The sequence below is a fragment of the Candidatus Pantoea bituminis genome, from assembly GCF_018842675.1.
GTDB classification, from domain to species: domain Bacteria; phylum Pseudomonadota; class Gammaproteobacteria; order Enterobacterales; family Enterobacteriaceae; genus Pantoea; species Pantoea phytostimulans.
The window spans coordinates 3,614,439-3,628,411 of record NZ_JAGTWO010000004.1; the positions used below are offsets into that span (position 1 = coordinate 3,614,439).

The 13,973-nt window shown below is 48.1% G+C and carries 7 protein-coding genes, 4 tRNA genes, 1 rRNA gene and 4 pseudogenes; 1 reads left to right on the forward strand and 15 read right to left on the reverse strand.

All coding sequences use genetic code 11. The features are described from left to right. Nucleotides 1-120: 120 nt before the first annotated feature. The 12 genes and pseudogenes from rpoB to KQP84_RS20755 all read right to left on the reverse strand — a co-directional run bounded on the left by rpoB (nt 121) and on the right by KQP84_RS20755 (nt 9,957). Nucleotides 121-4,148, reverse strand: a pseudogene (rpoB, locus tag KQP84_RS20700) (DNA-directed RNA polymerase subunit beta). Between the two features lie 330 nt (nt 4,149-4,478). Next, entirely contained in the window at nt 4,479-4,841 is a 363-nt protein-coding gene (gene rplL / locus KQP84_RS20705) for a 50S ribosomal protein L7/L12 (RefSeq protein ID WP_215847944.1), read from the reverse strand. Nucleotides 4,842-4,907: 66 nt separating this feature from the next. After that, complete coding sequence (gene rplJ, locus KQP84_RS20710; protein ID WP_215847945.1) at nt 4,908-5,405, reverse strand: 50S ribosomal protein L10; 498 nt, start codon at nt 5,403-5,405, stop codon at nt 4,908-4,910. A gap of 296 nt (nt 5,406-5,701) precedes the next feature. Next, on the reverse strand, nt 5,702-6,406 hold the full coding sequence (gene rplA, locus KQP84_RS20715) for a 50S ribosomal protein L1 (protein ID WP_215847946.1): 705 nt from the start codon (nt 6,404-6,406) through the stop codon (nt 5,702-5,704). A gap of 3 nt (nt 6,407-6,409) precedes the next feature. Further along, entirely contained in the window at nt 6,410-6,838 is a 429-nt protein-coding gene (gene rplK, locus KQP84_RS20720; protein ID WP_215847947.1) for a 50S ribosomal protein L11, read from the reverse strand. 150 nt (nt 6,839-6,988) lie between these two features. Next, nucleotides 6,989-7,533 (reverse strand): annotated as a pseudogene (nusG, locus tag KQP84_RS20725) (transcription termination/antitermination protein NusG). A gap of 1 nt (nt 7,534) precedes the next feature. Then, nucleotides 7,535-7,918: a preprotein translocase subunit SecE gene (gene secE, locus KQP84_RS20730; RefSeq protein WP_215847949.1), complete on the reverse strand. Its 384-nt coding sequence runs from the start codon at nt 7,916-7,918 to the stop codon at nt 7,535-7,537. 229 nt (nt 7,919-8,147) lie between these two features. Further along, nucleotides 8,148-9,332: an elongation factor Tu gene (tuf, locus tag KQP84_RS20735; RefSeq protein ID WP_215847950.1), complete on the reverse strand. Its 1,185-nt coding sequence runs from the start codon at nt 9,330-9,332 to the stop codon at nt 8,148-8,150. Nucleotides 9,333-9,440: 108 nt separating this feature from the next. Beyond that, nucleotides 9,441-9,516, reverse strand: a tRNA-Thr gene (locus tag KQP84_RS20740). 5 nt (nt 9,517-9,521) lie between these two features. Continuing rightward, a tRNA-Gly gene (locus KQP84_RS20745) sits at nt 9,522-9,596 on the reverse strand. 193 nt (nt 9,597-9,789) lie between these two features. Continuing rightward, nucleotides 9,790-9,874: transfer RNA gene (locus KQP84_RS20750), tRNA-Tyr, on the reverse strand. A 7-nt stretch (nt 9,875-9,881) separates the two neighbouring features. After that, nucleotides 9,882-9,957, reverse strand: a tRNA-Thr gene (locus KQP84_RS20755). Between the two features lie 684 nt (nt 9,958-10,641). Here KQP84_RS20755 and coaA point away from each other — a divergent pair. Further along, a pseudogene (gene coaA / locus KQP84_RS20760) lies at nt 10,642-11,588 on the forward strand (type I pantothenate kinase). 49 nt (nt 11,589-11,637) lie between these two features. Here coaA and birA read toward each other — a convergent pair. The 3 genes and pseudogenes from birA to rrf all read right to left on the reverse strand — a co-directional run bounded on the left by birA (nt 11,638) and on the right by rrf (nt 13,897). Next, the gene (birA, locus tag KQP84_RS20765; protein ID WP_215847951.1) at nt 11,638-12,597 is read right to left on the reverse strand and encodes a bifunctional biotin--[acetyl-CoA-carboxylase] ligase/biotin operon repressor BirA; all 960 of its coding nucleotides are present in this window, start codon (nt 12,595-12,597) and stop codon (nt 11,638-11,640) included. Further along, nucleotides 12,594-13,629: pseudogene (gene murB / locus KQP84_RS20770) on the reverse strand (UDP-N-acetylmuramate dehydrogenase). Before murB ends, birA begins: the two are co-directional and overlap by 4 nt. Before the next feature lie 152 nt (nt 13,630-13,781). After that, nucleotides 13,782-13,897, reverse strand: a 5S ribosomal RNA gene (gene rrf, locus KQP84_RS20775). Between the last annotated feature and the right edge of the window lie 76 nt (nt 13,898-13,973).

Consider the following 13,973-nt stretch of genomic DNA (forward strand, 5'->3'; position numbering starts at 1 on the left):
TCGGAGTGAGACTCTCAGGGGCGTTCAACCGAAATTGAACGCCCCATAACCAGTACAATTGCGAGCGCTTTAGCCCTGTATTAAGCCGCTGCACAGAGGGCTGCGGCTTAAAATTCAGGGTTACTCGTCTTCCAGCTCAATGTTGATACCCAGCGAGCGAATCTCTTTCAACAGTACGTTGAAGGATTCTGGCATGCCCGGTTCCATCTGATGATTGCCGTCTACGATGTTTTTATACATCTTAGTACGACCGTTCACGTCATCAGACTTAACGGTAAGCATTTCCTGCAGGGTATATGCAGCGCCGTATGCTTCCAGCGCCCACACTTCCATCTCACCGAAGCGCTGACCACCGAACTGCGCCTTACCACCCAGCGGCTGCTGAGTAACCAGGCTATAGGAACCGGTAGAACGCGCATGCATCTTGTCATCAACCAAGTGGTTGAGTTTCAGCATGTACATATAACCTACGGTTACCTGACGTTCGAACTGCTCACCGGTACGACCATCAAACAGCGTAATCTGACCCGAAGAAGGCAAGCCACCGAGCTCTAACAGCTCTTTGATTTCGCTTTCTTTCGCGCCGTCGAACACTGGCGTCGCGATTGGCATACCTTTTTTCAGGTTCTCAGCCAAACGCAGCACTTCATCATCGCTGAAGGTGTTCAGATCAACTGTCTGACGAAGGTCGCTACCCAGATCATAAGCACGCTGGATAAAGTCACGCAGTTTTGCGACTTCTTCCTGCTTCTTCAGCATGGCGTTGATCTTCTCGCCGATACCTTTCGCCGCCATACCTAAGTGCGTCTCAAGGATCTGACCGATGTTCATACGTGATGGTACGCCCAGCGGGTTCAGTACGATGTCGACCGGCGTGCCGTTCTCATCGTAAGGCATATCTTCGATCGGGTTGATCTTGGAGATAACACCTTTGTTACCGTGACGACCAGCCATCTTGTCACCCGGTTGGATCTGACGTTTAACAGCCAGATAAACCTTAACGATTTTCAACACGCCTGGTGCCAAATCATCGCCTTGGGTGATCTTACGACGCTTACCTTCGAGTTTTTCTCAAACTCGTGCTTCAGCTCATCGTACTGCTCTGCCAGCTGTTCCAGCTGGTTTTGCTTAGCTTCATCAGTCAGGCCGAGTTCTAACCAGCGCTCACGAGGCAGTTTGTCCAACTTATCCGCTTCAACGCCACCGGAAATCAGTACCGCTTGAATACGGCTGAACAGACCAGCTTCGAAGATCTTCAGTTCTTCAGACAGGTCTTTCTTGGCCTGCTTCAGCTGCATCTCTTCGATTTCCAGCGCACGCTTGTCTTTTTCCACGCCATCGCGGGTAAAGACCTGAACGTCAATAACCGTGCCCGAAACACCGTTCGGTACGCGCAGTGACGAATCTTTCACGTCAGACGCTTTTTCACCGAAGATGGCACGCAGCAGTTTTTCTTCTGGAGTCAGCTGAGTTTCGCCTTTAGGCGTCACTTTACCGACCAGAATGTCACCACCAGTCACTTCTGCACCGATATAAACGATGCCGGACTCATCCAGTTTAGAAAGCGCAGCTTCACCCACGTTCGGGATATCAGCCGTGATTTCTTCTGGCCCCAGCTTGGTGTCACGAGACACACACGCCAGCTCCTGGATATGAATGGTGGTGAAGCGATCTTCCTGAACAACACGCTCGGAGACTAAGATGGAGTCTTCGAAGTTGTAACCGTTCCACGGCATGAACGCTACGCGCATGTTCTGGCCCAGTGCCAGTTCACCGAGATCGGTGGACGGACCATCTGCCAACACGTCGCCGCGCTCAACCGGCTCATCCAGGGACACGCAAGGCATCTGGTTGATGCAGGTGTTCTGGTTAGAACGGGTGTATTTAGTCAGGTTGTAAATGTCGATACCGGCTTCGCCCGCATGCATTTCGTCTTCGTTAACTTTGATAACGATACGAGAAGCATCAACGTACTGAACAGTACCACCACGTTTCGCTACGGCGGTAACACCGGAGTCAACCGCAACTGCGCGCTCCATACCTGTACCAACCAGCGGCTTATCAGCACGCAGAGTTGGAACGGCCTGACGTTGCATGTTCGCACCCATCAAGGCGCGGTTGGCGTCATCGTGTTCCAGGAACGGGATCAGTGACGCACCGACAGAAACCACCTGCTGGGTGGAAACGTCCATGTAGTCAACCTGATCGCGGCTGAACAAGCTTGATTCGCCTTTGCTACGGCAAGTTACCAGGTCATCAACAAACGCACCGTTTTCATCAAGTTCGGCGTTCGCCTGAGCGATAACGTAGTTACCCTCTTCAATTGCAGAGAGGTAATGAATTTCATCAGAAACCACACTGTCGATAACACGACGATACGGGGTTTCCAGGAAGCCATACTCATTGGTCTGTGCATAAACAGACAAGGAGTTGATCAGACCGATGTTTGGACCTTCCGGCGTTTCGATTGGGCAAACACGACCGTAGTGCGTTGGGTGTACGTCACGCACTTCAAAGCCGGCACGCTCACGCGTCAAACCGCCCGGACCGAGAGCAGAAATACGACGCTTATGCGTGATCTCTGACAACGGGTTGTTCTGATCCATAAACTGTGACAGCTGGCTCGAACCGAAGAACTCTTTCACCGCCGCCGAAATCGGCTTGGCGTTGATCATGTCCTGAGGCATCAACGTATCAAGGTCGCCCAGAGAAAGACGCTCTTTCACTGCACGCTCAACACGTACCAGACCAACACGGAACTGGTTCTCAGCCATTTCACCGACTGAACGAATACGACGGTTACCGAGGTGGTCGATATCGTCCACTTCGCCTTTACCGTTACGGATATCGATCAGTTTCTTCATAACTTCGATGATGTCTTCTTTGCTCAGAATACCTGAGCCTTCGATTTCATCACGCAGCAATGAACGGTTGAACTTCATACGACCTACAGCAGAGAGATCGTAACGATCTTCTGAGAAGAACAAGTTCTCAAACAAGTTCTCTGCGGCTTCACGCGTTGGCGGCTCACCAGGACGCATCATGCGGTAGATCTCAACCAGTGCGCTCAGACGATCGCTGGTTGGGTCAACACGCAGGGTCTCGGAGATATAAGGGCCGTGATCCAGGTCGTTAGTGAACAGCGTTTCAATGCGCTTGTGACCGGCTTGGCTCAATTTAGCCAGCAGATCCAGCGACAGCTCCATGTTGGCAGCAATGATCAGTTCACCTGTGCTCTCATCGATATAATCTTTAGAGACCACTTTGCCCGCAATGTATTCAACCGGTACTTCGATGTGCTGAATGCCATCTTTTTCCAGCTGACGAATGTGGCGAGCAGTGATGCGACGCGCTTTCTCAACGTATACCGTGCCGTTTGCTTCGATATCGAAGGTGGCGGTTTCACCGCGCAGGCGCTCAGGCACCAATTCCATCTGCAGCTTGTTATCACGGATTTCAAACACCACTTTCTCGAAGAAAATATCGAGAACTTGTGCAGTGGTGTATTGCAGTGCGCGCAGAATGATAGTGGCCGGCAGCTTACGACGACGGTCAATACGGACAAAAAGGTTGTCTTTCGGGTCGAACTCAAAATCGAGCCATGAACCGCGATAAGGAATAATGCGTGCGTTGTACAGCACTTTACCCGAAGAGTGGGTTTTACCCTTATCGCTGTCGAAGAACACGCCAGGACTACGGTGCAGCTGAGAAACGATAACACGCTCAGTACCGTTGATAACAAAGGTACCGTTGTCGGTCATGAGCGGAATTTCGCCCATGTAGACTTCTTGTTCTTTAATGTCTTTTACGGTGCCTTCTGGCGCTTCGCGCTCATAGATCACCAGACGCAGTTTCACGCGCAGCGGTGCCGAGTAGGTCACGCCACGGATCTGACACTCTTTCACGTCAAAGACAGGTTCACCCAGACGATAGCTCACATACTGCAATTCTGAATTGCCGCTGTAGCTCGCGATAGGGAAGACGGAACGGAATGCAGCTTCCAGTCCGTACTGACCTTCTGGATCTTGCTCGATAAACTTCTGGAACGAATCAAGCTGGATGGAAAGGAGATAAGGTATGTCCAAAACTTGTGGACGTTTACCAAAATCCTTACGAATACGTTTTTTCTCGGTATAGGAGTAAACCATAGGGTTCCTCAGCTAGCTGACAAGTCGACCCACGCTGTCCGTCCTGAAAGGACAGTTCATGCAACACGATTTTGTTTGATTCACAGACTGCGCGGCAGTATGTGCAATACCTCTTTCTATCACTCTTAAATCATTTCATCGCTTTAGTGTGGGCAGGGAACCCTCACAGAAAAGCGGTATATCAAGTCGTCGATAGAGAAAGATATTGAAGAGCAACAATGGACAAACAGTGTGAAACCCCATTGAGGCCCTGGAGCGCAAAAAGGCTGGTGACCATAAAGTCACCAGCCATCAGTCTGAAACTACTCAGACTGCAACCCTAAGGTTGTCTTACTTAACTTCAACTTCAGCGCCAGCTTCTTTCAGAGCAGCTTCAAGTGCAGCTGCGTCATCTTTGCTGATGCCTTCTTTGATCACGCCAGTTGCTTCAACCAGATCTTTGGCTTCTTTCAGGCCCAGACCAGTTGCGCTACGAACGGCTTTGATTACTGCAACTTTGTTCGCGCCAACAGCTTTCAGTACGACGTCGAATTCAGTTTTCTCTTCAACAGCTTCAGCTGGGCCAGCAGCAACAGCTACAGCAGCAGCAGCAGAAACGCCGAATTTTTCTTCCATAGCAGAAACCAGCTCAACTACTTCCATTACGGACATAGCTGCAACAGCTTCCAGAATTTGGTCTTTAGTGATAGACATGTGTATTGTTCCTAAGAATCAGAAAAAGTTTATACGTTAGCAAGTACGAAGAAAAAGAATTTGGCCTTAAGCCGCTTCTTTTGCATCGCGAACAGCAGCCAGAGTGCGGACCAATTTGCCTGCAGCGGCTTCTTTCATGGTCGACATCAGACGTGCCAATGCTTCTTCGTAGGTCGGCAGAGTTGCCAGACGGTCAATATCAGCCGCCGTGATCAGCTCACCTTCAAAGGCCGCAGCTTTGACCTCAAATTTTGCATTCGCTTTCGCGAAATCTTTGAACAGACGAGCAGCAGCGCCCGGGTGTTCCATAGAATATGCAATCAGGGTCGGACCAACAAACGTGTCTTTCAGGCACTCAAACTGAGTACCTTCAACGACGCGGCGCAGCAAGGTGTTGCGGACAACACGCATGTAAACGCCAGCTTCACGACCTGCTTTACGCAGTTCGGTCATTTTATCAACGGTAACGCCACGAGAATCCGCAACAACCGCTGAAAGCGCACCTTTGGCTACTTCGCTGACTTCAGCAACAATCGCTTGTTTGTCTTGAAGATTTAATGCCATTAGCTTTAGCTCCTGGATTTGACCGGGGAAGGATTTCCCCGGAACTCACTTCACTTACTTATCCCGAGGGAAAATAAGCGCTATTACACGGTGAGCAGAATCCAGCTAAGAAAAATTCTTTTGGTTCTGTCACCGTCTACGCAGGGGATTAAGCGTTACATCCGAAAATGTGCAGCTCCTGCGGTCTTGGACGGAGGCCAGGATAAGGCCTGGCTCCAACCTAAATACTTTGGCATGCGTATACGCATAACGGGCGTAAGATTCTAGGTGAATTTTTCGCCCGTTTCAAGCAGCAATTAGTTTGCTGTTGCGCTCAGACCAGCCTGATCAACGGCAAGACCAGCACCCATGGTGGTGGAGAGGCTGACTTTCTTGATGTACACGCCTTTCGCCTGTGATGGTTTTGCTTTTTTCAGCGCAACCAGCAGAGATTCCAGGTTTTCTTTCAATTTGTCAGCGTCAAAATCCACTTTACCGATGGTGGTATGGATGATGCCGTTTTTGTCGTTACGATAACGAACCTGACCCGCTTTAGCATTTTTAACTGCTTCAGCAACGTTAGGCGTTACAGTACCAACTTTAGGGTTTGGCATCAGACCACGTGGGCCCAGAACCTGGCCTAACTGGCCAACAACGCGCATTGCATCTGGAGATGCAATAACAACGTCAAAGTTCATTTCGCCTTTTTTGATCTGATCAGCCAGATCTTCCATACCTACCAGCTCAGCGCCAGCTGCTTTAGCAGCTTCTGCATTTGCGCCTTGGGCAAATACAGCAACGCGTACTGAACGGCCAGTACCGTGCGGCAGCACAGTTGCGCCACGTACGTTCTGATCAGATTTACGAGCGTCGATGCCGAGGTTAACAGCAACGTCAACGCTTTCTACGAATTTAGCAGTAGCCAGTTCTTTCAGCAGAGCAACGGCTTCAGCGATGTCATACTGTTTAGTCGCGTCCACTTTGTCGCGGATCACGCTCATGCGCTTGGTCAGCTTAGCCATTTCTTAATCCTCTACTACCAGGCCCATGGAACGAGCAGTACCTTCGATGGAGCGAGTCATCGCTTCAACGTCAGAACCAGTCATGTCCGCAGCTTTGGTTTCTGCGATTTCACGTACCTGAGTACGCGTTACTTTACCGACTTTGTCTTTATTCGGCTTACCAGAACCAGATTTGATGCCTGCTGCTTTTTTCAGCAGAACGGCGGCTGGAGGCGTTTTAGTAACGAAGGTGAAAGAACGGTCGCTGTATACAGTGATAACAACAGGAGTCGGCAGACCTTTCTCTAAAGATTCGGTCTTAGCGTTGAACGCTTTACAGAATTCCATGATGTTAACACCCTGCTGACCCAGAGCTGGACCAACCGGTGGACTTGGGTTCGCCATACCAGCTGCAACCTGCAGCTTGACGTAGGCTTGTACTTTCTTAGCCATGATATTTCCTCAATTGGGTTTTAGCGCCTGAATAGACAGGCTCCCCGTGATAACGATTTATACGCTAGCAAGAGCGCATAAAAACAAAAGGCGCGAAATTGTAGTGAAATTTCGCGCCTGCTGCAATAGCTAAATTGTGAGCAGAAAAAGTTAGCCTTTTTCTACCTGACCAAAGTCGAGTTCGACAGGGGTAGCACGTCCAAATATTGAAACGGACACTTTCAGGCGGCTCTTCTCGTAATCCACCTCTTCCACTACACCATTAAAGTCAGCAAACGGACCATCACTAACACGGACCATTTCGCCTGGCTCGAACATCGTTTTAGGACGCGGCTTATCTCCAACCTGCTGCAGGCGGTTCATAATCGCGTCGACTTCTTTGTCGCTTATTGGCGCTGGGCGGTCAGATGTACCACCGATGAACCCCATTACGCGAGGAACGCTGCGTACGAGGTGCCAACTAGCGTCATTCATGACCATCTGTACCAGAACGTAACCGGGGAAAAACTTGCGCTCGCTTTTACGACGCTGACCGCCACGGATCTCAACCACTTCTTCAGTTGGAACCATAACTTCGCCAAACAGTTCTTCCATGTTGTGCAATTTGATGTGCTCACGTAGCGATTGCGCTACGCGGCCTTCAAAACCGGAAAACGCCTGCACGACGTACCAGCGTTTTTTGGAGCTTCAGACATCTCAGAACCTCAGGCCAGTGATAAACGATACCAGACGGACCAGAATACCATCTAGCCCCCACAAAATCAGTGACATCACGGCGGTAACCGCGGCAACGATTAACGTGGTGTGCAGCGTTTCCTGGCGAGTCGGCCAAATGACCTTACGCATTTCGGTTCTTGCTTCACGTGCAAAAGCCACGGTCGCTTTGCCTTTTATCGTTAAAAGCGCTATGCCGCCAGCCGCTGCGATCAGCACGACCACAGCTAGCGCACGCAGAGGTAATGTCACATCGCGAAAGTAATAATTACCCACAATTGCCGCGAGTAACAACACTGCTACGACCAGCCACTTTACCGCTTCCAGGCCGCGCCCGCTCCCTTGAGCTTCGGTATTCGCACTCATAAACCAACCTGCCACAATAATTCAGAAACTATTCTGCCCCGCAGTGCGAGGCATCCAAACCGAATGAGCTTTTGGGGCGTAACTCGGCATCCAACGCCGCATAACAGAGCCTGTCTCAACAATGATTATGGTTGAAAATCACTGATGAGCCAGGTTCTATGAGACAGCGTGCAAAAAGGGCATCAAATGATGCCCTTTTCGTGTGCATTGCGTCAAATGTTATCGATAATTATGCGATAACTTTGGCAACAACGCCCGCACCAACGGTACGGCCGCCTTCACGGATTGCGAAGCGCAGACCGTCGTCCATAGCGATTGGGTGAATCAGGGTAACAATCATTTTGATGTTGTCGCCCGGCATTACCATCTCAACGCCTTCTGGCAGCTCTACTGAGCCAGTCACGTCAGTTGTACGGAAGTAGAACTGTGGACGGTAGCCTTTGAAGAACGGAGTATGACGGCCGCCTTCGTCTTTCGACAGAATATAAACTTCTGATTCGAACTGGGTGTGTGGCTTGATTGAGCCTGGCTTAGCCAGAACCTGTCCACGCTGGATGTCTTCACGCTTGATACCGCGCAGCAGAACACCACAGTTTTCGCCAGCCTGACCCTGATCCAGCAGTTTGCGGAACATTTCAACGCCGGTACAGGTTGATTTCACGGTATCTTTGATACCAACGATTTCAACTTCGTCGCCGACTTTAACGATGCCGCGCTCAACACGACCGGTAACAACAGTACCACGGCCAGAGATTGAGAATACGTCTTCGATTGGCAGCAGGAACGGCTTGTCAATTGCACGCGTTGGATCTGGGATATAAGTATCCAGGTATCCAGCCAGCTCAGTGATTTTCGCTTCCCACTCAGCTTCGCCTTGCAGCGCTTTCAGAGCAGAACCACGAACGATTGGAGTATCGTCGCCTGGGAAATCATACTGAGTCAGTAGATCACGGACTTCCATCTCAACCAGTTCCAGCAGCTCTTCATCATCAACCATGTCGCACTTGTTCAGGAACACGATGATGTAAGGAACGCCAACCTGACGACCCAGCAGGATGTGCTCACGGGTCTGAGGCATTGGGCCGTCAGTCGCAGCAACAACCAGGATCGCGCCGTCCATCTGCGCAGCACCGGTGATCATGTTTTTTACATAATCGGCGTGGCCTGGGCAGTCAACGTGTGCGTAGTGACGAGTAGCGGTTTCATACTCAACGTGAGCGGTGTTGATGGTGATCCCGCGCGCTTTCTCTTCTGGGGTGCTATCGATTTGATCGAATGCACGAGCCTGACCACCGCTGGTTTTAGCCAGAACGGTAGTGATTGCTGCAGTCAGGGTGGTTTTACCGTGGTCAACGTGACCGATGGTGCCCACGTTTACGTGCAGTTTATTACGTTGAAATTGTTCTTTAGCCATCGTTTGTCCCTCTAAGACACGGATATATCAAAGATATCATGACATTAACCAGGCAGTGCCTGACTGCAAGGAATTACAGAGAGAAAATCAGGAGGGAGATAAAGGAAGTGGTGCTGATACCCAGAGTCGAACTGGGGACCTCACCCTTACCAAGGGTGCGCTCTACCAACTGAGCCATATCAGCACATCTGGAGCGGGCAGCGGGAATCGAACCCGCATCATCAGCTTGGAAGGCTGAGGTAATAGCCATTATACGATGCCCGCATCCTGGAACTCGGCTACCTGTTCTTTCTGTAGCTTGTGAATAGTAAGAGAAGTCCCCCTACTATTCTTAGCCTGTCAGCGTTGCTGACTGGCTTTGACTGCGCTAATGCACAATCTGAATTCAGGGTGAGAAGAAGTGACTCACCTGACAGATAAACTGATTGTTTATCAGTTCTCAACCCTAGGGTTGAAATGGTGGTGGGAGAAGGATTCGAACCTTCGAAGTCTGTGACGGCAGATTTACAGTCTGCTCCCTTTGGCCGCTCGGGAATCCCACCTACTTGATGGTGCCGGCTACCGGAATCGAACTGGTGACCTACTGATTACAAGTCAGTTGCTCTACCAACTGAGCTAAGCCGGCATCAAGTGACGCGCATTCTAGGAAGGTCGGCGGTTTGATGCAACAAAAAAATCGCTATTTTTGTTCTTTCGCTTACTATTTGTGCGAATCAAAGCAAATCAGGCTAATTTTGAAGAAAAATTGCTCGATTACGTTGTCTTTTCCATAGAATAATCAAAAATGCAGTGCGTGTTTTTAGATTTGAAGCTCATCATTTTCTATAAAAGAATTTCGCTAGCCCTCCTGGCAGATGCAAAACAATGAAGATTTGTTTCTTACACCTTTGTAGTACTGCTCTAATGCTGCCTTTTTTGGTACGGTTAGGTTAAAGAAAAGTCAGTATGAGAATTTTATCTCTATATAGCGCTCGTATTAGATGATTCACCATCAACCAAACACAACATATAGCGGCTGGATAACGAATGTTGTGAATGCCTCTGATGTGCACTACCGCCAATCATCTCTTTTACCTACCCACCTTTATGTTTCTCAATCAAGTCAACTCACTACAGTTACAGCAAAAATGCGGTCTCGCTTGCGAAAGCAGTAACGCATATATCTTTTTGCTTCTTTCAAAAGCCATACTGGTGATACCCTCCATTCCAATGTTCCCGACCTTAAAACAGTAGACAGCACCCCATCTTCGTTATGATGTTGCCTCTAAGGAAATCATGCTTGGTGGAAAAATTGCTGCCAGATATGCTTATGGACAAAACAACACAACTCACAACGCCTTACTTACAGTTCACTCGTACGCAATGGGCTGCATTGCGCGATTCTGTTCCAATGACCTTATCAGAGGATGAAATCGCACAATTAAAAGGAATCAATGAAGATCTTTCATTGGAAGAAGTTGCTGAAATTTATTTGCCTCTTTCTCGCCTTCTAAATTTTTACATCAGCTCGAACTTGCGTCGTCAAGCTGTGCTGGAACAATTCTTAGGCACTAACGGGCAAAAGATTCCCTATATAATAAGTATTGCTGGCAGTGTTGCGGTGGGCAAAAGTACTACAGCTCGTGTATTACAAGCGCTCCTGAGCCGCTGGCCAGAGCATCGTAAGGTGGAGTTGATTACTACTGATGGATTTCTTCATCCTAATGCCGTGCTCAAAGAGCGTGGTTTGATGAAGAAAAAGGTTTTCCACAATCGTATGATATGCACCGCTTGGTGAATTTTGTCTCCGACCTGAAATCAGGAGCGAGGCAGGTAACAGCACCTGTTTATTCTCATCTTACTTATGATGTCATTCCTGATGGTGACAAGATTGTTCACCAACCTGACATACTTATCCTGGAAGGATTAAACGTTTTACAAAGCGGCATGGATTATCCCCACGATCCTCATCACGTATTTGTATCTGACTTTGTGGACTTTTCCATTTATGTTGATGCCGAAGAAGAGCTTTTAAAAAATTGGTATATCAATCGATTTTTGAAATTTCGCCAAGGAGCATTTAGCGATCCTGACTCCTATTTTCACCACTATTCTCAATTACCTGAAAATGAAGCGGTCGAAATAGCCAGCAACTTATGGAAAGAGATCAACTGGTTGAATTTAAAAGAAAATATACTACCAACACGCGAGCGGGCGAGTCTAATAATGACTAAAAGTAGCAACCATGCTGTCGACAAAGTACGCTTAAGAAAATAGTGCATTGGGAATTGTAAATATAAATGCCTGCTTTTAAGCAGGCTTTTATTTAATTTGGTCTTAAAGAAATTTCACCACCGATCCAAGATTTAATTTGGCCATCTTGCTCTAACAATAAGCCACCTTGATCATCAACGCCTCGGGCAATACCGTGAACTTCCCGTTCACCTATAAGTAATTTCACCGGGCGATTAATGAAATTATCCAGCGCTGCCCAACGCGTTATAAAGGGCTTTAGGCCATCGACTTCAAATACAGACAATGCTTGACGTAAACTGTTTATAAGCTTAGCGGCGAGCTCATTTCGATCAATGTTGACATCCGCTTCTTGCAGATTAATCCAACCTTGGTTAATTTGAGTCGCTTCAGCGCTACGCATAGCTAAATTGATGCCAGCGCCTATAACAATTTGCGCAGCATCGCCTGTTTTTCCGGTTAACTCCACCAATATACCTGCAAGTTTACGATCATTAAGATAAAGATCGTTTGGCCATTTAACCCTTACTTTTTCTGCGCCTAAAGCTTGCAAAGTTTCAGCCATGACTATGCCAATAACTAAACTAAGCCCCATCGCAGCAGCAGGGCCTTGCTCCAACCGCCAGTACATTGACATATATAAATTTGCGCCGAATGGAGAAAACCACTGACGTCCACGTCGTCCACGGCCCGCTTGTTGATATTCAGCAATACAAGCATCACCCGACTGAAGTTCATTTATTCGATCCAATAAATACTGATTAGTCGAATCGATAACAGGGATAACGGCCAAGTTAGGATTCTTCAACTTAGCTATAATTTCTGCTTCATTTAACAATTTCATTGGCGACGGCAAGCTATAACCTTTACCGGTTACAGTGTAGATATCCAGGCCCCAGCCTTTTAGAGTTTGAAAATGCTTATTAATAGCTGCCCGGCTCATGCCGAGCAGCTCACCAAGTTGTTCACCTGAATGAAATTCTCCATCAGATAATATTTCAACCAGCTTGAGCGGAACGCTGTGATCTTTCATGATATTACCTCAACCGCATTGCATTCACCTTGGGCTTGAATAAACCTTACTTCTGGCTCAAGCCACACTTCAAATTTTTTCCAACCTGAGCACGCACTACTTTAGCCAGAGTAACAATATCTTGCGGGGAAGCATTATCAGCATTGATTAAAACTAATGCTTGTTGCTCATGCACCGCAGCTCCTCCAATGCGAAATCCTTTCAGCTGACATTGGTCAATTAACCAACCCGCTGCTAATTTAATCTCACCCGAAGCTTGCGGATAATGAGGTATATCAGGAAAGCATGATATTAGCGTGGCAGCTTTCTCATAGCTAACTACAGGGTTTTTAAAAAACTGCCTACATTCCCCGTTACCGCAGGATTAGGCAGTTTACTTTGTCGCATATTGCAAACAGCGTTATAGACTTCCCATGCAGTTACTGTAGCGGGGTTTAACGACCTTAAATCACCATATGACAATATTGGTTGCCATTTCTTTTTTAGTTTGAATCCTACAGCGATGATCGCATACCCAAACTGATATTGGTGTTTGAAGATACTATCTCGATAAGCGAATTGGCATTCATTCTGCTGCAGTCTTTCAGTTTTTCCTGTCCGTAAATTGAGTATATCGACATACTCACAGACATCTTTTAATTCGAGGCCATAGGCACCAATATTTTGAATTGGCGAAGAACCCACCATTCCAGGTATTAAAGCCAGGTTTTCCAAGCCTGGAATACCTTTTTCCAAGGTAATTTGGACCAGTCGATGCCAATTCTCTCCAGCTCCTACATGTAGCTTCCAACTTTCAGTTTCCTCGCGAATCTCGATCCCCTTGATTCGATTGAGTACAACTGTCCCGTCAAAATTTTCCATGAAAAGTACATTACTTCCTTCACCGAGAATAAGGAATGGAGAATGCTCGATTTGGCTTGCCTGCCAAGCTTTTAAAATATCTTCAGGGGATTTTGCAACAATACGCATTTGTGTGCTGACATCGAGACCAAGCGTGTTGTCGGCTTTTAAGGAAGGATGCTGGATAGACATTTTACGGCCTTAACTAATTTAAACTTTTAGTAGTTTACCGCATCACATACAGCATGTTGGGATGATTTTATCGCTTATAATCGAAAGCCAGTACAAACTCCAGACGTAAAAAAGCCCTTTGCGGATGCAAAGGGCTTTTTTACTTATTTGATGCCTGGCAGTTCCCTACTCTCGCATGGGGAGACCCCACACTACCATCGGCGCTACGGCGTTTCACTTCTGAGTTCGGCATGGGGTCAGGTGGGACCACCGCGCTACAGCCGCCAGGCAAATTCTGTTGTCCCGCGCCGCTTCCGCCGCGCAGGGTTATCCGGTGAACAAGCTGAAATTTCTCTGTCTCTCAA

What these genes read in the sequence shown, in the direction of transcription:
- rplJ (WP_215847945.1), bottom strand. Translation starts at nt 5,405, where the DNA reads ATGGCATTAAATCTTCAAGACAAACAAGCGATTGTTGCTGAAGTCAGC.
- secE (WP_215847949.1), bottom strand. Translation starts at nt 7,918, where the DNA reads ATGAGTGCGAATACCGAAGCTCAAGGGAGCGGGCGCGGCCTGGAAGCG.
- rplA (WP_215847946.1), bottom strand. Translation starts at nt 6,406, where the DNA reads ATGGCTAAGCTGACCAAGCGCATGAGCGTGATCCGCGACAAAGTGGAC.
- rplK (WP_215847947.1), bottom strand. Translation starts at nt 6,838, where the DNA reads ATGGCTAAGAAAGTACAAGCCTACGTCAAGCTGCAGGTTGCAGCTGGT.
- birA (WP_215847951.1), bottom strand. Translation starts at nt 12,597, where the DNA reads ATGAAAGATCACAGCGTTCCGCTCAAGCTGGTTGAAATATTATCTGAT.
- tuf (WP_215847950.1), bottom strand. Translation starts at nt 9,332, where the DNA reads ATGGCTAAAGAACAATTTCAACGTAATAAACTGCACGTAAACGTGGGC.
- rplL (WP_215847944.1), bottom strand. Translation starts at nt 4,841, where the DNA reads ATGTCTATCACTAAAGACCAAATTCTGGAAGCTGTTGCAGCTATGTCC.